This is a genomic window from Pseudomonas syringae group sp. J248-6 (assembly GCF_032586995.1).
Taxonomy (GTDB): Bacteria; Pseudomonadota; Gammaproteobacteria; order Pseudomonadales; family Pseudomonadaceae; genus Aquipseudomonas; species Aquipseudomonas amygdali.
This window is the reverse complement of the sequence record NZ_JAWHOP010000022.1, coordinates 26,400-46,920: the sequence shown is the minus strand read 5'-3', so window position 1 is coordinate 46,920 and position 20,521 is coordinate 26,400. Positions and strand designations below refer to the sequence as shown.

Annotated in this window: 17 protein-coding genes; 5 read left to right on the top strand and 12 right to left on the bottom strand. The window is 57.1% G+C overall.

The annotated features are described in order from the left end of the window. Positions 1–191: 191 nt before the first annotated feature. From RYC17_RS22190 to RYC17_RS22160, 7 genes are all read right to left on the bottom strand, one after another. The gene (locus RYC17_RS22190; protein ID WP_316904483.1) at positions 192–1,214 is read right to left on the bottom strand and encodes an RHS repeat-associated core domain-containing protein; all 1,023 of its coding nucleotides are present in this window, start codon (positions 1,212–1,214) and stop codon (positions 192–194) included. Positions 1,215–1,284: 70 nt separating this feature from the next. Continuing rightward, positions 1,285–2,235, bottom strand: coding sequence for an RHS repeat-associated core domain-containing protein (locus RYC17_RS22185; RefSeq protein ID WP_316904481.1), 951 nt, complete (start codon positions 2,233–2,235; stop codon positions 1,285–1,287). Positions 2,236–2,346: 111 nt separating this feature from the next. Beyond that, positions 2,347–2,562 carry a DUF6124 family protein gene (locus RYC17_RS22180; RefSeq protein WP_005747748.1) on the bottom strand — a complete coding sequence of 72 codons (216 nt, stop codon included), beginning with the start codon at positions 2,560–2,562 and terminating at the stop codon, positions 2,347–2,349. Positions 2,563–3,048: 486 nt separating this feature from the next. After that, positions 3,049–4,068, bottom strand: coding sequence for an ABC transporter substrate-binding protein (locus tag RYC17_RS22175; protein ID WP_316904479.1), 1,020 nt, complete (start codon positions 4,066–4,068; stop codon positions 3,049–3,051). A gap of 38 nt (positions 4,069–4,106) precedes the next feature. Beyond that, positions 4,107–4,973: an ABC transporter permease gene (locus tag RYC17_RS22170; protein ID WP_003317308.1), complete on the bottom strand. Its 867-nt coding sequence runs from the start codon at positions 4,971–4,973 to the stop codon at positions 4,107–4,109. A gap of 91 nt (positions 4,974–5,064) precedes the next feature. Next, positions 5,065–5,946 carry an ABC transporter ATP-binding protein gene (locus RYC17_RS22165; protein ID WP_316904476.1) on the bottom strand — a complete coding sequence of 294 codons (882 nt, stop codon included), beginning with the start codon at positions 5,944–5,946 and terminating at the stop codon, positions 5,065–5,067. Positions 5,947–5,962: 16 nt separating this feature from the next. Beyond that, on the bottom strand, positions 5,963–6,859 hold the full coding sequence (locus RYC17_RS22160) for a TauD/TfdA dioxygenase family protein (protein WP_005730943.1): 897 nt from the start codon (positions 6,857–6,859) through the stop codon (positions 5,963–5,965). Between the two features lie 219 nt (positions 6,860–7,078). Between RYC17_RS22160 and RYC17_RS22155 the strand changes: the two genes are divergently transcribed. The 4 genes from RYC17_RS22155 (at position 7,079) to RYC17_RS22140 (ending at position 13,001) form a co-directional block, all read left to right on the top strand. Further along, the gene (locus RYC17_RS22155) at positions 7,079–10,177 is read left to right on the top strand and encodes an autotransporter domain-containing protein (RefSeq protein WP_316904474.1); all 3,099 of its coding nucleotides are present in this window, start codon (positions 7,079–7,081) and stop codon (positions 10,175–10,177) included. 159 nt (positions 10,178–10,336) lie between these two features. Continuing rightward, complete coding sequence (locus tag RYC17_RS22150) at positions 10,337–11,698, top strand: DUF6861 domain-containing protein (protein ID WP_316904472.1); 1,362 nt, start codon at positions 10,337–10,339, stop codon at positions 11,696–11,698. A 13-nt stretch (positions 11,699–11,711) separates the two neighbouring features. Beyond that, entirely contained in the window at positions 11,712–12,329 is a 618-nt protein-coding gene (locus tag RYC17_RS22145; RefSeq protein WP_054985511.1) for a GAD-like domain-containing protein, read from the top strand. Positions 12,330–12,383: 54 nt separating this feature from the next. Beyond that, entirely contained in the window at positions 12,384–13,001 is a 618-nt protein-coding gene (locus RYC17_RS22140; RefSeq protein ID WP_219171671.1) for a GAD-like domain-containing protein, read from the top strand. Positions 13,002–13,121: 120 nt separating this feature from the next. Here the strand turns inward: RYC17_RS22140 and RYC17_RS22135 are convergent, their stop codons facing one another. Continuing rightward, a complete protein-coding gene (locus RYC17_RS22135; protein ID WP_316904470.1) occupies positions 13,122–14,348 on the bottom strand; it encodes an MFS transporter in 1,227 nt (408 codons plus the stop codon). A gap of 116 nt (positions 14,349–14,464) precedes the next feature. Here RYC17_RS22135 and RYC17_RS22130 point away from each other — a divergent pair, with 116 nt between their 5' ends. Next, the gene (locus tag RYC17_RS22130) at positions 14,465–15,727 is read left to right on the top strand and encodes a lipase family protein (RefSeq protein WP_316904468.1); all 1,263 of its coding nucleotides are present in this window, start codon (positions 14,465–14,467) and stop codon (positions 15,725–15,727) included. A gap of 305 nt (positions 15,728–16,032) precedes the next feature. On the opposite strand, the gene RYC17_RS22125 is transcribed toward RYC17_RS22130, so the two are convergent. The 4 genes from RYC17_RS22125 to RYC17_RS22110 all read right to left on the bottom strand — a co-directional run bounded on the left by RYC17_RS22125 (position 16,033) and on the right by RYC17_RS22110 (position 20,096). Next, entirely contained in the window at positions 16,033–16,815 is a 783-nt protein-coding gene (locus RYC17_RS22125) for a MetQ/NlpA family ABC transporter substrate-binding protein (RefSeq protein ID WP_058402782.1), read from the bottom strand. Positions 16,816–16,985: 170 nt separating this feature from the next. After that, positions 16,986–17,936 carry a sigma 54-interacting transcriptional regulator gene (locus RYC17_RS22120; protein ID WP_058402781.1) on the bottom strand — a complete coding sequence of 317 codons (951 nt, stop codon included), beginning with the start codon at positions 17,934–17,936 and terminating at the stop codon, positions 16,986–16,988. 80 nt (positions 17,937–18,016) lie between these two features. Further along, the gene (locus tag RYC17_RS22115) at positions 18,017–18,598 is read right to left on the bottom strand and encodes an alpha/beta hydrolase (protein ID WP_230017322.1); all 582 of its coding nucleotides are present in this window, start codon (positions 18,596–18,598) and stop codon (positions 18,017–18,019) included. A gap of 214 nt (positions 18,599–18,812) precedes the next feature. Further along, positions 18,813–20,096: an MFS transporter gene (locus tag RYC17_RS22110; RefSeq protein WP_058402779.1), complete on the bottom strand. Its 1,284-nt coding sequence runs from the start codon at positions 20,094–20,096 to the stop codon at positions 18,813–18,815. Positions 20,097–20,521 lie beyond the last annotated feature (425 nt).

Sequence of the window (20,521 nt, the reverse complement as noted above, 5' to 3'; positions counted from 1 at the left end):
AGCGTGACTATGCGACTGTGCGCGAGAGGGAGCGTTCATTAACTGGGCAGAAAGTGGGTAGACAAGAAAGACCTTCAAATGAGTGATTGGCCCAAAGGGACTCAGCGCATTTATTTTGAGTTTTGCTGGTACGAATTTCGGCAGAGACGTTGCCTTGAGCGTCACTGCCGAAATTAAACGTAGCTTATCGATTAAGCCAACGATTCAGTACCCTGGCGAATGTTAGTCGGCAACTCTTCAGTAAGAGTTGGCATCTTGTGGACACGAGATAAAGCCTTTTTAAACTTAAGCTCTCTTGTATTTTTGTATGTAGGGTCAACTCTTCTGCGAACAGACGACCTTGCCGGTGCAGGGTTTGATGATAATAGTTTTGCTCGTGGCAATGTAAAGGGTGCATCCTGCAACCCAGCAGCGGTTTGCCAACGTGTAAATTTTATCGAGTTTCTGAATGGCAAACCAGGGCCCCGGCTAGCAAGCCCGATACTCTCCGGGTCAGGGATTGAACGCCCCACTCCAGCAGCCTTCTTTACAATTGAACTCAGAGCAAAACCAACGCCCGCAACAGCTAACACACTGCCCACGCCCATAAGCACCCCACTGAGCGTTGGATTCGATTCTTTTACGTGAGTAGACACATAAATTGACCCACCTCCAGTGAGCAATAAACCAGCCGCCAAAACCCCACTTAAGAAAGACGAAAAATGCCCGGTCGGGTCTATGTATTTGATCAGATTGTTTAGCGCATACGCATACGCATTCAACCCACCCTCACCAAACGGGCTAAAACTGTCCGGGCTGTTAAAGCGCATCAGCACCGGGTTGTAGGCGCGATAGCCATTGCCGAGCAGGTAATGGCCGGTTACCGGGTCAGGCTGCTCGCCGTTGAAACCGGGTAGTTCTGCAATAGCTTGCTCGGCTTGACGATGCCCGAACGGCGTGTAGGCGATATCAGCCTGCCTCCCGTCTTCGCTCACGTGCAGAACGCTGTTGCGCAGGTCGCCGGCGATCATCGTCGTCACGACCTCTTCGCCCGCGCGATCCTGCTGCGCCAGTAACTGGCCGCCTGCGCGGACACAGGTTCGTTGCCTGTCGCCCTGCAACTCGGTCATCAGTTGCTCGCCGTTGTAGAACCGGTTGGAGATGGCCTGAGCCAGCGGGTCCAATGTGGAGACACGGTCCAGCGGGTCGTAGGTGTACGTGCAGAGGGTAGCCATTATCTTTCCCTGATGATGGAGTAAGCGTTCAGGTGAATCAGGCTGGAGAATTCATGTACAGATAAACGTATCAGTACATCATGCGACTCAATTCGTCTGCCGGATCACCCCAAGGGCGTGTTCCTCGAATGGCGCTAGCGGTATCAGCGAACTCACTTTTTAAACTTGAACGCCTATCATTGAGCAGTTTTATATCTGCCCCTGCATCCTCCCAACGCTTGATGCGCGGGTTGAATGTCCTAACGGCTAGCACTGGAATCACCATGCCTATTGCAGTCGCGAGCAAAACATCCTTGGCAGGGCCGTCAGGGTCGACCGCGTTGATTACACGGCTTACGGTAAACACGGTGCTCGCTGCGATCTGGCCGAGTGCCGAGGAAGCTGTCAGTTTCGTTGATAGCGGAGCATTGCCCTTGGCGACAGCCTTTATCGCAGGAACAGCCGCTTTTACACCCAAGTAAGCACCGAACAAACCGAGCCCTATCCACACAAATGAAAGTATCTGACTCTCATCTATCTTATGCCCGGTCGGATCAGACCGATTAACCGGATCACCCGCGCAGTACGCATAGGCATTCATACCACCCTTGCCAAACGGACTCAGGCTGTCAGGACTGTTGAAACGCATCAAAACGGGATTGTAGGCGCGATAACCATTGCCCAGCAGATAATGACCGGTCAATGGGTCGGGGCGCTCACCGTTGAAGCCTGGCAGTTGGTTCAACGCTTGCCTATGCCCATAGGGGGTGTAAGCGATAGGGTCAGACAAGCTGGCCGATACGGTGTGGAGCACGCTGTGCTGTTGGTCCGAGCCGATCAACAGCGTAGCGAGCGCTGACTGAGTGGCCAGCAACTGACGGTCTCGATGCAGGAACCGAACGTGTTCTGCCCCCTGAATCTCGCTGACCAGGGTGTCGGACTGATAGAACGAGCGGGCAATGGCACCTGCCATCGGCGTACGAGTCGCGAGCCGGTCAAGCGCGTCATAGCGGTAACGGCACAGGGTAGTTTGCTGGCGCATGGTGAGTAACCGGAGTGGTCTTGATCGGCGAGGCAGGCCTCTTCAGACACACAATGCATTGCAGGGACCGCAGCGGCTACTCGTAGAACTGCTAGGTTGCGTCAGGGGCTGTCAGTGGCTCTGAACACATTCCAGCGAGCGCTCCAGCTCGGCCTTGGCCATGTTGATCAGATGCACCACCGAGAACGCAAGATCACGTTTCAGGCCCTCAAGGTTGTCACCGGTTTCAGAAGCGGTGGCAGAGGCACAGCGCAGTATTTCACTGACCTGTATCAGGGAATCTTCAAGAGAGTTGGGGAGCGGTGGAGACGGGGTCGAGTTGATCATCATGCGTGCCTCTGCAAGTAGGGCCATCAGATGTTCGCTGCTAAACAAACAAGGGTGGCGACTTTGACGCGGGTTAGCAGACCGGTAGAGAACACAGACCCGGCGCACTCGAAAGTGCCCCACGCAAAGCCGCCATAAAGCGGTAATTGCGCTGCGTGTCTCTGGACAGGCTGCTAAACCCGATCGCTGAAAAATCAGCGACCGACGCAGCCTAGTGCGCAGAGTTGGCAGGCACAAGGGCCCGGGATTTTCTAGGAAAGGTCATACGCAGGAAAGAGAAAAGACTGAAGGAAATGTCCCGCAGGACAGGTTTTTCGTGAGCGGAAGTAACCTGATTTGTTCAGAAGAGGACGCAGAGCGTCCAGAACGGCATTCCCACGCTGGAGCGTGAGGAACGATAGGCGCCCGGGAGATCTTCTATCGTTCCTCACGCTCCGCGTGGGAATGCCCTTCATGACGCTCCGCGTCATCTTCAAAACGCGTCGATCAACTGCCCTCTGTGCCGTGCGCCTCTTCGAAGAAGTAGTCCTTCCAGCTCGCCGCCTTGTTTTTCAACACGCCCAGTTCATGCAGTTTTTCGGCGTAGATCAAGGTGCGCTGCGGGGTAACGGTGAAGTCGATTTCCGGGTCGGCGACGATTTTCTCTACCAGTGGCAACGGCAGTTTCGATTGCTCGACGCGGATGTAGGTCTGCGCGGCAGCGGGCTTGTCGGCCTTGATGATTTTCTCGGCTTCGGCCAGCGCGTCGTAGAACGCCTTGTAGGTTTTGGGGTTTTCGTCGTGGAATTTCTCGGTGGTGTAGAGCACGTTGAACGTCGCCTGACCGCCCAGCACGTCATAGGAACTGAGCACTTTGTGGACGTTGGGGTTTTCCAGCGCCTGATACTGGAACGGCGGGCTGGAGAAGTGTGAGTTGATTTCCGAGCCGCCCGCCAGCAGCGCTGCGGTGGCATCCGGGTGCGCCAGGCTCACCGAGATGTTGTCGAATTTCTTGTAGTTGTCGTTACCGAATACCTTGGCGGTCTCGATCTGCAAGGTACGCGACTGAAAGCCCACACCAGCAGCCGGCACAGCGATGCGGTCCTTGTCAGTGAAGTCCTTGATGGTTTTCACGTTGGGGTTGTTGGTCAGCAGGTAGTTGGGCATCGAACCCAACGAAGCAATCGCCTTGACGTTCTGTTTGCCCTTGGTGCGATCCCAGACGGTCAGCATCGGCGGCACGCCTGCCGACACCACGTCAAGCGCGCCGGCCAGCAGCGCTTCGTTCATCGCCGTGGCACCGGAGATGCTGTTCCAGTCGACCTTGATGTCCAGCCCCTGCTCCTTGCCATGTTTCTCGATCAGTTTCTGATCGCGCACCACGTCGAGGATCAGGTAGCCGATGCCGAATTGCTGAGCGATGCTGATCTTGCCTTCCGCCTGCGCGCCACTGCTGAGCAGGGCACCGAACAGGCCAAGTGTCGCCGCCAATGCAGTCAGCGCCGGACGATGAAATGCAGTGTTCATGTGATTCTCACCCTGATTTTTCAAAAAAAGATGGTGCTTCAACGCTGCATGCCCCAGCGCTTGACGGTCAGGCGCTCGATATTGGCGAACAGCAGGTTCTCGACCAGCAGACCGATGAGAATGACTGCCGCCAGACCTGCAAAAACCTTGTCGGTATACAGCTCGTTACGATTCTGGAAGATGTACCAGCCCAACCCGCCCTTGCCGGACGACGCACCAAACACCAGCTCGGCGGCGATCAGCGTGCGCCAGGCGAAAGCCCAGCCGATTTTCAAGCCGGCGAGGATCGATGGCAGCGCAGCGGGAATCAGGATGTGCCAGACAAAGCGCAAGCCCTTAAGGCCATAGTTGCGCCCGGCCATACGCTGGGTTTCCGAAACGCCGAGAAAACCGGCGTAGGTATTGAGCGCCAGCGCCCACAGCACCGAGTGCACCAGCACGAAGATCAGACTGTTCTGCCCCAGCCCGAACCACAGCAGCGCCAGTGGCAGCAGGGCAATGGCCGGTAGCGGGTTAAACATGGCGGTTAGCGTGCTGAGCAGGTCGCGGCCCAGTTGCGTAGACACTGCCAGCGTGGTCAGGGCAAATGCCAGCACGATGCCGATCAGGTAGCCCTGAATCAGTACGGTCAGGGAGATCCAGACCTTGCCCGGCAACTCGCCGGAAATCAGCCCGTCATAAAAGGCGGCTGCCGTTTGCAGAAAGCTCGGCAACAGCAGGTCGTTGTTCTGCAGGCGCGCGGCAAGCTCCCAGATGACGGCCAGCGCGATCATGATCACGCATTTGCGCACCCAGCTCAGTTGCCAGATGCGCTGCGCCAGGGGCAGGTCGCGGGCCAAGTCTTCCTGAGTGAAAGGCTCCAGCGTGATTTCATACTCTTCGCGAGCGGGAGGTGCGAGGCTCATGGTTCGGGTTTCCCGGTAATCGTGTAGATAGGACGCGGAGCGTCCTGAAAGGCATTACCACGCGGAGCGTGGGAACGATCAAGGCAGTCGCCTAGTAAGCAATCCGGATGTCCTGAAAATTCAGATCCTGCTCCACCGGCCCGGCCTCGCCCTCATCGAACAACAGGCGATGAATGCGCTGCGCGGTTTGCTGGAAACCAACCCCGCCGAGGCTTTTCAGGTCGTATTGATGGCTGTTGATTTCAGCCCGCACGCGGCCCGGATGCGGTGACAACAGCAGGATGCGGTTGCCCACCACCAGCGCTTCTTCAATGGAATGGGTAACGAACAGCAGCGTGAAACGCACCTCGTCCCATAGCTCCAGCAGTTCTTCCTGCATCTTGCGCCGGGTCAGTGCATCAAGCGCGGCGAACGGCTCGTCCATCAAGAGGATTTTCGGCTGCATGGCCAGGGCTCGGGCAATTGCCACACGGGCTTTCATGCCACCGGACAAGGTATGCGGATAGGCATCGGCAAACGCGCTGAGGCCAACTTTTTCCAGGTAATAACGAGCGCGCTCCAGCGCCTCGGGACGCTTCAGGGTGCGTGACGCCAGCAGCGGAAACATGACGTTCTCGATCACGGTTTTCCACGGCGGTAACTGGTCGAATTCCTGAAACACCACAATGCGGTCCGGACCGGGCTCGCTGACCTGGTGGCCGGCCAGACGAATCTCGCCTTCGCTGGGCTGAATGAACCCGGCCACCGCCTTGAGCAACGTCGACTTGCCGCAGCCCGACGGGCCGAGCAAGACGAAACGATCAGCCGGGTCGACCTCGAAACTGACCTGATGCGTCGCCCGTACCACGCGCTCTGGCGTGCGGTATTCAAGGCTTACACCACGAACGTGCAACAAGGCTTCAGTGGTGTGCTGAACAGTCGGTTGCGGTTGGGCGCTCGTGCTGGCCGTGTGGCCTTGCGCGACAGCATTCATGAACGGCTCTCCTGAATCAAAATGGCGCGGTGCCTTGAATGGTCGTGCGATGCAGTTTGCGTCGCAGGTGGGCCGGGCAGCCGGCAGCCAGGTGAATCAGGGAACGGTTGTCCCAGAACACCATGTCATTGGCTTGCCATTGGTGCCGGTAGATATGCTCGGGCTTCACGCTGTGGGCGTAAATCTCGTTGAGAATCTGGCGGCTCTCGTCTTCCGGAAGATCAAGAATCCGGGTGGTGAAACCCTCGCTGACAAACAACGCCTTGCGGCCTGTTTCAGGATGCGTGCGAACAATCGGGTGGCTGACTTCGACCACTTGGGCCAGTTGCTCGGCGGTCAGGGTCGGACGCCAGTTGGCGGCGTTATGGCCCTCGGCGTAGCGCGCAGTGTAGCTGTGAACCGCCGAGCGCCCTTCGACGGCATCACGCAGGTGTTGCGGCAAGGTGTCCCACGCCTGATGCATGTCGGCGAACAGCGTGTCGCCACCTTCGCTCGGCAACTCTTGTGCGTAAAGCATCGAACCCAGGCTTGGCAGCTCTTTGTAAGACAGGTCCGAATGCCAGTATTTACCGGCATCGCCCAGCCCCACAGGCTTCTCGTTCTCGACAATGTTGGAGACGATCAGGATTTCCGGATGGTTGGCCAGCAGAAACTGCTTGAGCACATGGATCTGCAACACCCCAAAACGACGGCTGAAATCGACCTGCTGCTGCGGCGTGATCTGCTGATCGCGGAACACCACGACGTGGTGATCCAGATGCGCCTGATGCACTCGCGCAAAATCTGCGTCATTCAACGGCCTGGACAGATCCAGCCCGACGATTTCCGCGCCCACCTTTCCGGTGAATGGACGCACGTCGAACGATTGCGAAGCAGATTGAGCGGACGATGAAGCGAGGGAGGCTGCTGGCATGAGAACTCCGACTCCAGAACAGTGTGACTGAAAGGCGGAACTGTATAGATATAAGAAAGAGAATTTAAATACCGTTGAGGAATATCGATAGTTCTGAATGCTTTCTGAGGATTTTTTGAGCGCACTCACCCACATAAATGTGTCACGGCAGATACATCCAAGTGTAAGAACGCCTTGCTAGGGTCGGCGCCTTATCCAGATTGAGTACAGGCGCTCGCCATGCGATGTAATAAACCGGTTGCCCACGTAATGATGTCGTCGTTGATACTTTCACTGCTTGCGGTATCGGTACAGGCAGCGAGCCGTGCAAATGACAACCGGATCAACGGGGTCGATCTGCTTTCCGGGTTCAACACGCTGTGGACGACCGGCGCGACCTGGGATACCGGCACACCGACCGCGCTGGGGCAGAGCCTGCTGCGACGCAACCTGCAGATCGTGGTCGACCGCGCCAACTCGCGCACGCTTGCGCAGGAAACCGCTGCCTACTTCGATGACCGCCGCGATCAGAGCTACAGCGCCATCAGCGGTCTGGGCTCGTTGAGTGATGCCTATAAAGCAGGCGCGGGGGCCTTCACTACCATCACGCAATTTGACGACAGCAACAAAACCGTCAAGTACGACGACAAGGGCAATGGCGCAGGCAGTTCGTCTTCAGCGCTGGGCAAAGTGGTCGATCTGGTCGGCGCCGTGCGCAATGACGCCTCCACGACCCCGGCCAAGTCCCACTATCTGTATCCACGGCCATGGCGGCAGAGCCTCGACGGACAGAACCTGGCATTTGTCGTCGCGCCTTCCCTGCGCCCGGCCGAAAGCACCACGCCGGCCAGTGACTCGGGTTTCCCCAGCGGCCATACCAACGCCGCCTACCTGTCTGCCTATGCCTTGGCCTACGCGATCCCCGAGCGGTTCAGCGAGTTGATGCTGCGTGCTTCGGAGATTGGCGACAACCGCATCGAAGCAGGCATGCACTCGCCCCTCGACGTGATCGGCGGGCGTATCACGGCGACCTATTTCGCCATCGACAACCTGTCCAACTCAGCCAACGCACAGTTGCGCGCCGACGCCCGCGCCCAAGCACTGACTTATTTCACCGCGCAATGCGGCGGCAACATCAACAACTGCATGGCGAGTATCGACCCGGCCACTGACCGCACCTCCCAGCACGCTCAGGACAAAGCGCTGTATACCTCGCGCATGACCTACGGTTTCGATCCGGTCGGCCCCACCAACCTGGCTCCGGTAGTGCCGACCAATGCAGAAGTGCTGCTGGAAACCCGCTTTCCGTACCTCGACGCCAGCCAACGCCGCGAGGTTCTGGGGACCACTGAAATATCTTCGGGCTACGCGGTAATCGACCAGTCGGGTGGTTACGGTCGCTTGAATCTGTATGCCGCAGGCGATGGTTACGGCGCGTTCAATTCCAACGTCACCGTCAACATGAACGCCAGCCTGGGCGGCTATAACGCCATTGACGCCTGGCGCAACGACATCAGCGGCAGTGGCGCACTGATCAAAAACGGCACCGGCAACCTGATACTGACAGGCAACAACACCTACTCGGGCGGCACCGTGATCAACGGCGGCACCCTGACCGGCCATGCCCAGGCCTTCGGCAGCGGAACGATCACCGACAACGCAACGCTGGTGCTCGATCAGTCCACCAACGACACCCTCGCCAACACCCTGGCGGGCAGCGGCGCGTTGATCAAGCGCGGTGCCGGTTCGCTTAACCTGACCGGCAACAGCAGCCTGTCCGGCGCGACGACCGTGCAGGCCGGTCGCCTCGCAGTTAATGGCAACCTCGGCAACTCCATCGTCAGCGTGCAGCAAGGCGCAACGCTGGGGGGCAACGGCACCGTCGGCGGCATCAACGTCGCTCAGGGCGGTGTGGTTGCACCGGGTAATTCGGTGGGCCAGTTGAACGTCAACGGTGACGTCAACCTGGCTCAGGGTTCGGTTTACCAAGTGGAGTCGGACGCCAATGGCAATGCCGACCGCATCGTCGCCAGCGGCCGTGCGACCATCAATAACAGCACGTTGTCATTGGTTGAAGGCGGCAACTGGGTAGCAGCAAGCCGTTACTCGATTATCTCCGCAGCCGGTGGCGTCAGCGGTGCATTTGCGGCCGTGCAAACCAACTTCGCGTTCCTTACGCCGACGCTGAACTACACCGCGACTGATGTCGGGCTGACGCTGAATCGCAACGCACAAACCTTCGCCAGTCTGGCGACCACGCGCAATGCCAGTGCCGTTGCTCAGGGGCTCGACAGCGCGGGGGCAGGCAATGCCCTGTGGCGTCAAGTGGTGCAGGACGACGCAGCAACCGCACAGGCGACCTTCAAGGCGCTGTCCAACGAGCTGCACGCATCGACTCAATCTGCGCTGATCGAAGACAGCCGTCTGGTGCGCAACGCCATGAACGATCGCATGCAACAAGCGCAGTCCGCGCAGTCATTCGGCAGCACTACGCAAACCCTGGCTGGTGATGCCTCGCGTGGCGTGGTGTGGACTCAAGCCATCGGTGCGACCGGTCAAACCGACAGCAGCCGTGATGCCTCGGGCCTGGAAACCCGCACCAGCGGCCTGTTGTTCGGCGCCGACGTACCGCTCGACGACACCTGGCGTGTGGGTGCATTGGCAGGCTTCAGCAACAGCAGCTTCGACCTGCGCCATGCGTCCGGCTCTACCGACAGCGACAACTACCACCTGGGCGTTTATGGCGGCGCGAAATGGGGCCAACTGGGCCTGCGTCTCGGCGCAGTGCGCACCTGGCATGAACTGACCGCCAAGCGCACGCTGGACCTGCCGGGCTCGTCCGAGCACTTCAAGGAAGACTACAAAGCAGCGACCAATCAGGTCTTCGGCGAACTGGGCTACTCCATCGAAATGGGCAATGCGCTGCTCGAACCCTTCGCCAACCTCGCCCACGTGCGGCTGGACACCGACGCCTTCGACGAGAACAGCAACGCCATCAGCCTGGAGAACAAGTCCCAGGACAACCACATCACCTTCAGCACCCTGGGCCTGCGCGCTGCCACTCGCTTGAACGCCGGCAGCGTGACGATCAAACCCAACGCCACACTGGGCTGGCGTCGCGCCTACGGTGACGTCACCCCGGAAAGCCGCTCGGCCTTCAGCGGCGGCAGCACCTTCGAACTCTCCGGCGCCCCGATTGCCCGCAGCGCCGCAGTGCTCGGCGCAGGTGTCGACCTGGGGTTGAGCGATACGCTGAGCGTAGGCCTGAGTTACGACGGTCAGGTGAGCAACGATGCTTCGGATCAGTCGCTGAATGCCCGGGTGACATTGGCGTTTTAAGACAGGTAATGGTGCTGCTCTCTGTAGGTTCAGAGGGCAGCATGCGGGACTTCGCGCGCCAACGTGTAGGACCAATCAGAAAACCTCTGGCCACTTTGACTTCATTATCGGCCTTCTCTATGGTGCACCTACCAGCCGGGGCAGTCAGGGAGACACCGAATGCCGCTATGGAGCATTGTGCCGTCGTGGCTCGATATAGAACGACGCTTTAGCCGAAGCATGGGCTACCAGCCTGGAGCCAGCTTCCAGCGCAGCCTCAACAATGAGCCGGTTTCAACACTACAGCTCAATCTCCGACGCGTCGGCAATATCAGAAGCGCGTTCAACCGCGGTGAATTGGAAGCGGCCCGTCGGCTTGGGCGGCGTTTCGCAGATATCGACATCGCCAGCATCATCAACGACCTGATAGACGTGGTCACCCAAATGGCCATGATCGTCGCGGGCAGTACGCTCGCCGGTGGCGCAATAGGTGCGGGAGTCGGCAGTTTTTTCTTTGGTGCAGGCGCGGTGCCCATGGGCATGGCGGGTGCCGCAATCGGCCTGGAACTCAGCACCTGGATCCTTGGCATTCTCGGCTTGGCATCCATTGCCGAATTCTTCGTCGACGGCCTTCCTCGTATTGTCGACAACTACACGCGTGGCATCGCCATCGCCTGGCAAGGCACCCGTGGCGAGCCTGGCCTCAACCCCTTCGGCGGCGACGATCCGCAGGTTGTAAGCCGTGCAGCGCACCACATCGCCCAAGGCCATGAAGAAGTTGTGATACTCCTACTGGGCGCCATCGTCGCCTACCTGACGCGCGGCCGAGGCAACGCAAGCGTGCTTGCCAATGAAATGCAAGCCAGTAAAAAAGGTGCGAAGCTGGGCCAATGGATGCTCCAGCACGAAGACGCCCTGACAAGACACCCCGACCTGCAAAACGCCGGCCCTCGTAAAAGTGCACTGGACAAACAGGAAACGCCACCGCCACCGCCCAATCGACGTGCGGACGAGCCCGATCCGAAAAGACCGTCGGGCATGCCTGAGCACAAGGTGCCATGCTTTAATTTAAGTAAAAAGCACCGCAACCTTGCTGACGAGTTCGATAATCAGCTAGAAGGACAGCAAAAGGGGTTGAATGACCTAACGGTGGAGGAGTATCTGAAAGGACGGAAGGCTTTTACGGATGGAGATGTTGTAAGGGACGCGAAGGTTGCGAGAGATGCACGGAGAGCATTTAGTCTTGATATGGAAAGTAAGTTTCGAGATCAATTGAGGTTGGAAGGAAACCCCCTTGGCGAGGTAGCCGCGCTAGCCAAGAAAATGGCTTCAGAAAAGATGGCGACTCTAGCAGCACTTCATAACCCAGACCTTTTTGCTGGAGGGAAAGACATTATAGGTGACTTTGGTGATCGGCGTATAAATTCGAGTATCGGTTCTCAATGGCCAAGCCGTATAGCTGGATTGGATGCCGCCGCTAGCGGCGTACCTGATTTTGATCGCAACACTACAAAAATTAATGCAAAACTTGAAAAATGCTGATAAGGAGCTAACTATGGATGAAGATTATGAGTTTTTCCTGCAAGGCTTCGGACCTGTAATTGAGCGAAATGAAGTTCCAGCATCAAGTATATCCCGATACCGTAATAAACTCCCCAATCAACTGCTTGATTACTGGTCAGAGTACGGTTGGTGCGGTTACGCAGATGGGTTATTTTGGACCGTCAACCCTCAAGATTATGAGCACATACTTGACCAATGGATTTCTGGCACATCACTTTACCAGCAAGATAACTATCACGTGATAGCTCGGAGTGCATTCGGCATACTCTACATATGGGGAGAAAAGAACGGATACTGCTTAACTTTGAACGCCTATATATCAAGATATTCCACCCGCAAATCAATATTTACCGGAGAAAAACTCGACTTCGGAGCAAAGGCGTTTTTTTCATCTATGATCGCCGAGTACAATGATCTAGATGACCTATTCAAGCCAGCATTGAAAAGCCTCGGGGCACTTAAAAGTGATGAAATGTACGGCTTCGTCCCTGCCTTGGCACTCGGCGGGCCAATGGAACTTAAAAACCTACAAAAAGTAAAAACCATCGAGCACCTAACGTTTCTTTCTCAGCTCTCGCCGCTACAGGACTGGGGGTTTCCTGATGTCTAAATTCGGAAATCAGAAGCTTACCTTTTTTATTACGCTGCCAGTTCGGACTGCATGATGGACGAGCATTATGCTTTTTTCCTCAAAAAATTCGGCCCCACAACTGAGCGCGATGATGTGCCGCACTCAAATATTTTAAAATATAAGAACAAACTGCCTGATCAACTACTTGATTACTGGGCCGATCACGGCTGGAGCGGGTATGCAGACGGAATTTTCTGGACAGTTAATCCCGAAGATTACGAGCACCTGCTTGAGCAATGGCTTTACGATACACCACTTCACCAAAAAGACCATTATCATGTAATAGCACGCAGTGCGTTCGGAGCGCTCTATATCTGGGGAGAAAATGACGGGTACTGCTTGACAGTTTCCTCCTATATTTCGCGATACTCTGCCCGTACTTCTATATTCGCTGGCAAAGATGATAATTTGGGAGTGAGGGCATTTTTTTCATTCCAGAGTCCTGAGAGTAATGATTTAGTCGATCTATTTAAACCGGCCCTCGAAAAACTCGGCCCACTCAGAAGTGACGAGATGTACGGCTTCGTCCCTGCCTTGGCACTCGGCGGACAGATGGAACTGAAAAACCTGCAAAAAGTAAAAACCATCGAGCACCTAACATTTCTGTCTCAGCTCTCCCCACTTCAGGATTGGGGATTTCCCGATCTTTGACTACAGCAATGAAATCAATTCTTCACCGCGCTCTTGGCGTTGCATCGTGGACAAGCACAATGCTTTTGCTCAAAAGCCCTGACTCCATCCAGATTCAGCGAAACGGATTCAGCCCCATTTTCATTTCCCGGCCTCCCGATTCGCCTCAACAATCGAGGCAGAGAACGGGCCGCGCGCTTTTGCAAACCACCACATCGCACCTGCCCCGAGAAGGGAAGTCAGCACGGCCAGCATCAGGATGACCTGCCGGGTGCCCAAGGGTGCGGCCAGCAAAGCCACAAGCAAACCTGCCAAGGGCTGGGACATGTTATTAAGCAGCGTGATCACGCCCACCGTCTTGCCGAAGTCCTGAGGCGGTATCACCCGCTGCCGGAGGGTGCGCATGTAGACGTTGAACATCTTGTCGAAGCCGACGATCAACAAAAAACCCAGCGCATAGCCAATCAGGTTCGGAATCAGGGCGCTGATAAATGCCCCGATCGCGATCATTGAATACCCGACACCGCCCAGCACCCGCAAAGGCAGCACCACACGGGCCAGGAAGAACAGGATCACGATAGTAGTCACTGCCCCCGCCGCCTGCAGCCCTGCGTAGTTATCCTTGCCTGCGTTGTACTCACCGATGACCATGGCTGCCGAGGTAGCCAGCGTGACGCCGACGATCAGGTTGACCCCTACTGCCAGCGTGATGATCTTTTTCAATTCGGCCAGGCCACGGATATGCCCGAACGCAATCCGCAAGGGCTGCAGCCAGATGTCTTGATGCTGCTCGAACACTTCCAGCTTAAAACGGCCAAGACGTTGCCACGCCAACATGCAGAGGTCTGCCAGGAGGAATAGTCCGGCGATCCAGAGCACTACCCAGTGCCAGGCCCACACTTCAAGCATCAGTGCCGCCACCAGCGGCCCGAGGACCAGCCCTGACTGGTCGGCGATCTGGGAATAGGACAACGTTTTGGTGTAGCTGTAGTGCTGAAAGATATGCGGCATGAGCACTTCGCGCGCCATGATGCCTTGCGTGGTCAGCACCCCGCACAATGCCGAGAGCACCACGAGCCATCCAATGCCACCAAATAGTGCGTAGAACACCATCGCCAGCACGCAGAGCAATGCCCGGTAGACCTGGCTGATGTGCAGAATTCTGATAGGCGAATACTTGTCGCACAGCGCGCCGCACAACGGAAACGCGAGAAACCTCGGTAACGATTCGACGAAAAACGCCAGCCCCGCCCATGAAGCGCTGTTGGTGGTCTGGAACACCACCAGCGGCACAATAAACAACAGGATCTGATCCGCCAGCCTGGACAGGAAAAGCGAGATGAAGAAAGCGAGGTAATCCTTGCGCATGAAGAACTCCGTTCAGTACTGGCAGCGCGTGCGTCAGTTATCATCGCTCAGGTCATAATCGGCTTGATACATCGATGCTGATGCGCTCTCTCCTGTCAGCTTGTGGAGAAATACCGATGAACTCATCGCCAAGGTATTCGGCCGTTCTGGCCACCCTGTTGATGGTCCTGCTCGCAGCTTGCAGCGCAGTGCCAGGCACTTCCATGAAAACTGTCGCCGTTGCCCAGTCAGACCCGGGCGAAGGCGGTGTTCCCGCATTTTACACATGGCCGGATAAAGTGCCGTCGACACCGGGCCAACTGCTGCGCTCGGAGCCGCTGACGGCCACGCAGAGCCTTGAGAGTGCCGGACAGAATGTCCGCATCCTGTACACCTCGACAGACGGGCTCAACAACCAGCCAGTCGCAGTGTCAGGAGCCTTGTTCATGCCCAAGGGTGAGCCGCCAAAGGGCGGATGGCCGCTGATGGCGTGGGCGCATGGCACGGTTGGCAGCGCGGACATCTGTGCGCCTTCCTTTGCCGGGCGCAGTGATCGCGACACGCGCTATCTGAATGAATGGCTCGGGCGGGGCTACGCGATTGTGGCTACTGATTACCAGGGTTTGGGCACGCCGGGGCTGCACCCGTTCGGGCTGAGCAGTCCGCTGGCGTATGGTGTGCTCGACAGCATTCGTGCGGTTCAGAAGGCGGACTTCAATCTGTCTTCGCAGGTGGTTGTGTTCGGGCAGTCGCAAGGTGGCCGTGCCGCTTTCGCAACAGCCGTCTACCAGAAGACTTATGCGCCCGAATTGAACATTGTCGGTGTGGTTGCGACAGGGACGCCGTATCCGATGGCTCAATCGCGTGAGAAACATGCCGGACCAGACACCTTCCGCGATCAGGTCACGCCATCGCTGGCCTATAACCTGTTGCGACTGAGTACTGCCGCGCTGATCGACCCGTCGCTGCATCCTGCCGATTACCTGAGCGACCGCGCAAAGCCCGCGTTCGAAACCAGTCAGCGTGAATGCCTGCAAGCCATCGAGCGCAAGGTGGTCGCGGATGGACTGACATTCAACAACAGTTTCAAACGCTCACCCGATAAGGCACTCGATCAGGTCAATCGTCATTCGGACTACCCGACGTTGAAGTCTGACATTCCGGTTTTTATCGGCACGGGGGGCAAGGATGTCATTTCACCTGTTCGCAGCCAGATCGCGCTGGTGAAAGATGCGTGCAAGGCCGGCGACCGCATCGAGTGGCATTACTACCCGCAGCTGGATCACTCGGGAGCGGTGAATGGCTCGCTGCCGGACTCGACACGTTTTGTCGAGAAAGCGTTTTCGGGGGAGTTTATGGCGGGGAATTGTGGGGCGACGCGGAGCGTCGCACGACAGTGAGATGATCGTTCCTCACGCTCCAGCGCAGGAATGCCTTGCGTGACGCTCCGCGTCACAGGTCTGCGCCGCGCCATATGCTCAAAAGAGGACGCAAAGCGTCCAGAACGGCATGCGACGCGGAGCGTCGCACGATAGTGATAGTGATGTTATCGTTCCTCACGCTCCAGCGCAGGAATGCCTTGCGTGACGCTCTGCGTCACAGGTCTGCGCCGCGCCGCCTGTTCAAGACCGGACGCGGAGCTTCCAGAACGGCATGCGACGCGGAGCGTCGCACGATAGTTAGATTACGCACGACACTCAGTGGGTCAGAACGCAGGCAGTACCGCGCCGTCGTACTTCTTGTTGATGAAGTCTTTGACTTCCTGGCTGGTCAACGCTTTCGACAGTTTTTCGATGGCGTCGGTGTGAGCGTTGTCTTCGCGGGTGACGAGGAAGTTAACGTACGGCGAATCGGCACCTTCGATGATCAGCGCGTCTTTCTTCGGATTGAGCTTGGCTTCCAGCGCGTAGTTGGTGTTGATCAGGGCAAGGTCAACCTGCTTCAACGCACGTGGCAGTACAGCCGACTCCAGTTCGCGAAATTTGAATTTCTTCGGGTTGGTTGCGATGTCTTTCGGCGTGGACAGGGCGTTGGTCGGATCCTTCAGGGTGATCAGGCCACCTTTTTGCAACAGCAACAGTGCGCGGCCTGCGTTGCTGCCTTCGTTTGGAATGGCGATGGTTGCGCCTTCAGGCAAATCAGCCAGTTTCTTGTACTTGCTGGAGTAGCCGCCGAACGGTTCGACGTGTACGCCCACGCCAGTCACCAGATTGGTGCCTTTGCCCTTATTGAAGCCATCCAGATAAGGCTTGGTTTGAAAATAGTTGGCATCCAGGCGCTTTTCGCTCAATTGAACGTTTGGCTGCACGTAGTCAGTGAAGACCTTGATTTCCAGGTCCACGCCTTCTTTGGCCAGGGTCGGCTTGATCAGCTCAAGGATTTCCGCGTGCGGTACGGGCGTCGCGCCGACTACCAGCTTTTCGCCCGCGTGAGCCAGGCCAATCGAAAACACAGCCGCCAGAGCGGTCATCAGAAACGTCTTTTTCATGCAATGTCCTTAGCGAAATCCGAGAGCGTCATCAGAAAATGACGCTTTATTACTCAATGGTTTGCCGTCGCGCGATCCAAACCCTGCGACATCATGCTGACATTACCGAGATTTTATATTCCGATAAAAGACTTTTTAATCGAGTACTTATATCTTTTTGTCTCACGCCTTCACGCAGGGTTCTGCTCAAGCTGCGATGTTACCGTTTCGAGCAATCGCCGCAGCGCGCAAAGCTGTTCTCGATCGCCGCCGCTAACCAATAGTTTTGCCTGACGCTCGATCAGCGTCAGCGGCGCGGCAATATCCGGCAGATTGATATCTTCAGCCCGAATTTCATCACCGCTGCTGACCAGCAAGGCAAAGTGAATGACGTTCTCCAGCTCACGTGTGTTGCCGGGCCAGCTGTGAGCTTCAAGCGTGCGCTGTGCGTCTTCGCTGATCAGTTGCACAGGCAGGCTAAGGCGCTGGCTGTAGATACCGACAAAGTATTCGGCCAGCGGCAAGATGTTGCCCGGTTGCTCGCGCAACGCCGGCAGGTCAAGACGCCCCTCGCTCAGGTAGTGATAAAGCCGCTCGTGAAATTTTCCGGCAGCCACCGCCTGCGCCAGATCGATGCTGGTGGCGGCTACCAGACGCACATCGACCGGGCTCGGCTGGTGCGCGCCAACTCGCGTGACTTCGTGGTTTTCCAGGGCGGCGAGCAGCTTGACCTGAATCGGCAGCGGCAGGTCGCCGATCTCATCCAGATACAAAGTGCCGCCGTTGGCCGAGCCAAACCAGCCGGCCCGACTGCTGACCGAACCGCTGTGCGCTCCAGCGGCATAACCGAACAACTCCGCATCGGCGTAAGTCGGACTGATGGCACCGCAGTTGACTGAAACGAACAAGCCCGAGCGATCACTGCCGCGATGAATATGCCGCGCCAGTAATTCCTTGCCGGTCCCGGACTCGCCACGGATCAAGACCGGCAGTGAACGAGGTGCCAGCTGTTCCATTTCTTCGCGTAAACGGCGCGAGCGTGGGTCGATGAACACCAGCGCCTTGGCGCGAATGCTCAGCGGGCTTTTTTCTGCATCGGGGAAAGTCAGCAGCGGCTGACCGAAATTTTCGTGAAGGCTCATGACACACTCCCGCCTGAGCCCTTGCGACGGCTCAAGCGTTTAAAAGACAGGACCCGTTGGGTCGATAAACAAGCTGCCGCTCATGCGCGCCGACGCGCATGCTGCTCCAGACGGTTTTGCAGCCGGTACAGGTAGGCGAACCCCTGCTCCCAGCGCTGATGACCGGACTTGACGTTGATATGCCCGGCCTGACTCAGAAACCCGACTTCCGCGCCCCAGTGACGGGCCATTTCCATAGCGCGCTGAGAGCTGACCGCAGGGTCGTTGTCAGAACTGACAATCTGTGTCGGAAACGGCAGCAGATCATCAGGGATCGGCGCAAAATTACGCAATGCAGGCGGGCAATTCGGACGCTCGACGTCGGCAGGTGCTACCAGCAACGCACCTTGCACCTGACGCAGAGTCTCCAGCGGTGCGAGTTGCGCCCAATGCGCGACCGTCACGCAACCCAGGCTGTGAGCGATCAGGATCACCGGCGTGCTGTGTGCTGCAATCGTGCGTTGCAACTCGCCCACCCAGTCCTCACGGCGTGGTTTGAGCCAGTCGGCCTGTTCCACGCGCGTGCTGTTGGGCAGGCTGTTTTGCCAGTGGGTCTGCCAATGATCATCAGGAGACCCTTGCCAGCCTGGCACGATCAGATACCGGATCGACTCGTTATGCATGGATTCGCCTCCTGCATGTATGCGTTCATGAGACGAGTATAGGGATTGAAGTTATATTCGCTAAGGAATAAGAAGCTATTTATTAATTCCTAAAACGAATATCAGCTATCAGGCAAAAAAAGAAGCCGTCCCCTGCCTTCGAGGAACGGCCTCTAATAAAAAATCACTTTCAGAGCAGAGAATATCCGCGCTTCGTTACAGGATTACGACGGCCTCAGGTTGCGGGAACAGTTCGAGAACCCGATTCGTCAACGCTCAGCGCCACGGCCTCGTCGTTCTGCGGCACTTCGCGGGCGACGGTCCACACCACAATGGCGGCGACGATGTCGAAAATCGCCAGTACCACGAACAGTGGGCTGTAACCGATTTTGGTGACCAGCACACCGAACACCATCGTGAACGCTGCAGCGCCCAGAAAACCGAACATCCCGCCCATGCCAGTCGCCGTGGCAACCTCGTTTTTGCCGAACGAATCCGAGGTGATCGAGTACAGTGCGCCGGACAGTGTCTGGTGCGCGAAACCACCGATGCACAGCAATGCAATAGCGGTGTAAGGGCTTTCGACCAGCCCGATACAGGCCGGGCCGATCATGCATGAGCAGCCGAACAGCATGACCATCTTGCGGGATGTGAACAGCGAAACCTTGCAGTATTTGTGAAACAGCGGGCTCAGATAGCCGCCCAGCACACAGCCGATGTCAGCCGCCAGAAACGGCAGCCAGGCGAACATCGCGACTTCCTTGATGTTCATGTGGCGCTCGGTCATCAGGTACAGCGGGATCCACGCGTTGAAGGTTTGCCAAGCAGGCTCGGACAGGATGCGCGCCGAAGCGATAGCGTAGAAATTGCGGTTCTTGAACAGGCGTTTCCAACTGCCTTTCTGGGCAGGTGCATCCTTGAGGCGCGATTCCTGGCCGCTGAGAATATAGTCACGTTCGGCATCGCCCAGACGCTTCTGGTCACGCGGGTGCTTGTACAACAGCAGCCATAGCCCGCTCCACACGATACCCAGACCACCGACAATCAGAAACGCCAGCTCCCAGCCACTTTGCAGGATGGCCCAGACCACCAGCGGAGGCGCAAGCAATGCGCCGAACGACGAGCCAATGTTGAACCAGCCGATGGCAACCGAACGCTCCTTGGCCGGAAACCATTCGGTCGTGGCCTTGACGCCTGCGGGCAGACCCGCCGCTTCGGTCAGCCCGAGCATGCCACGGAAGATGGCCAGGCTCTGCCAGCCCGTTGCGAACGCTGCGGCAGCGCAGGCAGCCGACCAGGCAATGGCGAAAATCGCAAAGCCCATCTTGGTGCCGATGGCGTCGATGATGTAGCCCGCCACCGGTTGCATGATGGCGTAGCACAGCTGCCAGGCGACGACGATGTGCGCGTACTGCTCGGTGGAAATGCTCAGTTCGCTCATGAGCGTCGGCGCTGCGACGGACAGCGTGTTGCGTGCAAGGTAGTTGACGACCAGGCCAGCTGTTACCAGCCCCACCATCCACCATCGAATGCCTTTTATTTTCATCTCTTCACCCTGTTTATTTTTAGATTGGCGATGAGCGTCCCGCGGCCATGACCGTGAGGCGGCTGGTTTTATGTAACTTCAGGTTACGGGCTTTTTAAGCAGGGTTATCGAGGTAATTCGCCGACAATCGGGCGAAAATTTTGACAAAATGGGGGAGATAAACTTTTTTACTGCCTGAGAAATCAGACTGGTCATGGACTTGTTACTCTTTGAATTATTTTTGTGGTTGTAATTTTCTGCAAGTCTTAAGTTGTCGTACAACATGGCGCATTTATAGTCATTTGCCATGCCAGTGTCAAATGACATAAACGCCAGGCCTCCGCTGAATAGCGGTTATCGGAGTTTTACTGGGAAGGCTCGGATTTTTTGTTATACGACAACTGCTTGATCGAAGCGTG

Coding starts and splice junctions, on each gene's coding strand:
- RYC17_RS22170 (WP_003317308.1), bottom strand. CDS start 4,973: ATGAGCCTCGCACCTCCCGCTCGCGAAGAGTATGAAATCACGCTGGAG.
- RYC17_RS22150 (WP_316904472.1), top strand. CDS start 10,337: ATGCCGCTATGGAGCATTGTGCCGTCGTGGCTCGATATAGAACGACGC.
- RYC17_RS22130 (WP_316904468.1), top strand. CDS start 14,465: ATGAACTCATCGCCAAGGTATTCGGCCGTTCTGGCCACCCTGTTGATG.
- RYC17_RS22120 (WP_058402781.1), bottom strand. CDS start 17,936: ATGAGCCTTCACGAAAATTTCGGTCAGCCGCTGCTGACTTTCCCCGAT.
- RYC17_RS22185 (WP_316904481.1), bottom strand. CDS start 2,235: ATGCGCCAGCAAACTACCCTGTGCCGTTACCGCTATGACGCGCTTGAC.
- RYC17_RS22135 (WP_316904470.1), bottom strand. CDS start 14,348: ATGCGCAAGGATTACCTCGCTTTCTTCATCTCGCTTTTCCTGTCCAGG.
- RYC17_RS22145 (WP_054985511.1), top strand. CDS start 11,712: ATGGATGAAGATTATGAGTTTTTCCTGCAAGGCTTCGGACCTGTAATT.
- RYC17_RS22180 (WP_005747748.1), bottom strand. CDS start 2,562: ATGATCAACTCGACCCCGTCTCCACCGCTCCCCAACTCTCTTGAAGAT.
- RYC17_RS22110 (WP_058402779.1), bottom strand. CDS start 20,096: ATGGTGGGGCTGGTAACAGCTGGCCTGGTCGTCAACTACCTTGCACGC.
- RYC17_RS22155 (WP_316904474.1), top strand. CDS start 7,079: ATGCGATGTAATAAACCGGTTGCCCACGTAATGATGTCGTCGTTGATA.
- RYC17_RS22115 (WP_230017322.1), bottom strand. CDS start 18,598: ATGCATAACGAGTCGATCCGGTATCTGATCGTGCCAGGCTGGCAAGGG.
- RYC17_RS22140 (WP_219171671.1), top strand. CDS start 12,384: ATGGACGAGCATTATGCTTTTTTCCTCAAAAAATTCGGCCCCACAACT.
- RYC17_RS22175 (WP_316904479.1), bottom strand. CDS start 4,068: ATGAACACTGCATTTCATCGTCCGGCGCTGACTGCATTGGCGGCGACA.
- RYC17_RS22160 (WP_005730943.1), bottom strand. CDS start 6,859: ATGCCAGCAGCCTCCCTCGCTTCATCGTCCGCTCAATCTGCTTCGCAA.
- RYC17_RS22125 (WP_058402782.1), bottom strand. CDS start 16,815: ATGAAAAAGACGTTTCTGATGACCGCTCTGGCGGCTGTGTTTTCGATT.
- RYC17_RS22190 (WP_316904483.1), bottom strand. CDS start 1,214: ATGGCTACCCTCTGCACGTACACCTACGACCCGCTGGACCGTGTCTCC.
- RYC17_RS22165 (WP_316904476.1), bottom strand. CDS start 5,946: ATGAATGCTGTCGCGCAAGGCCACACGGCCAGCACGAGCGCCCAACCG.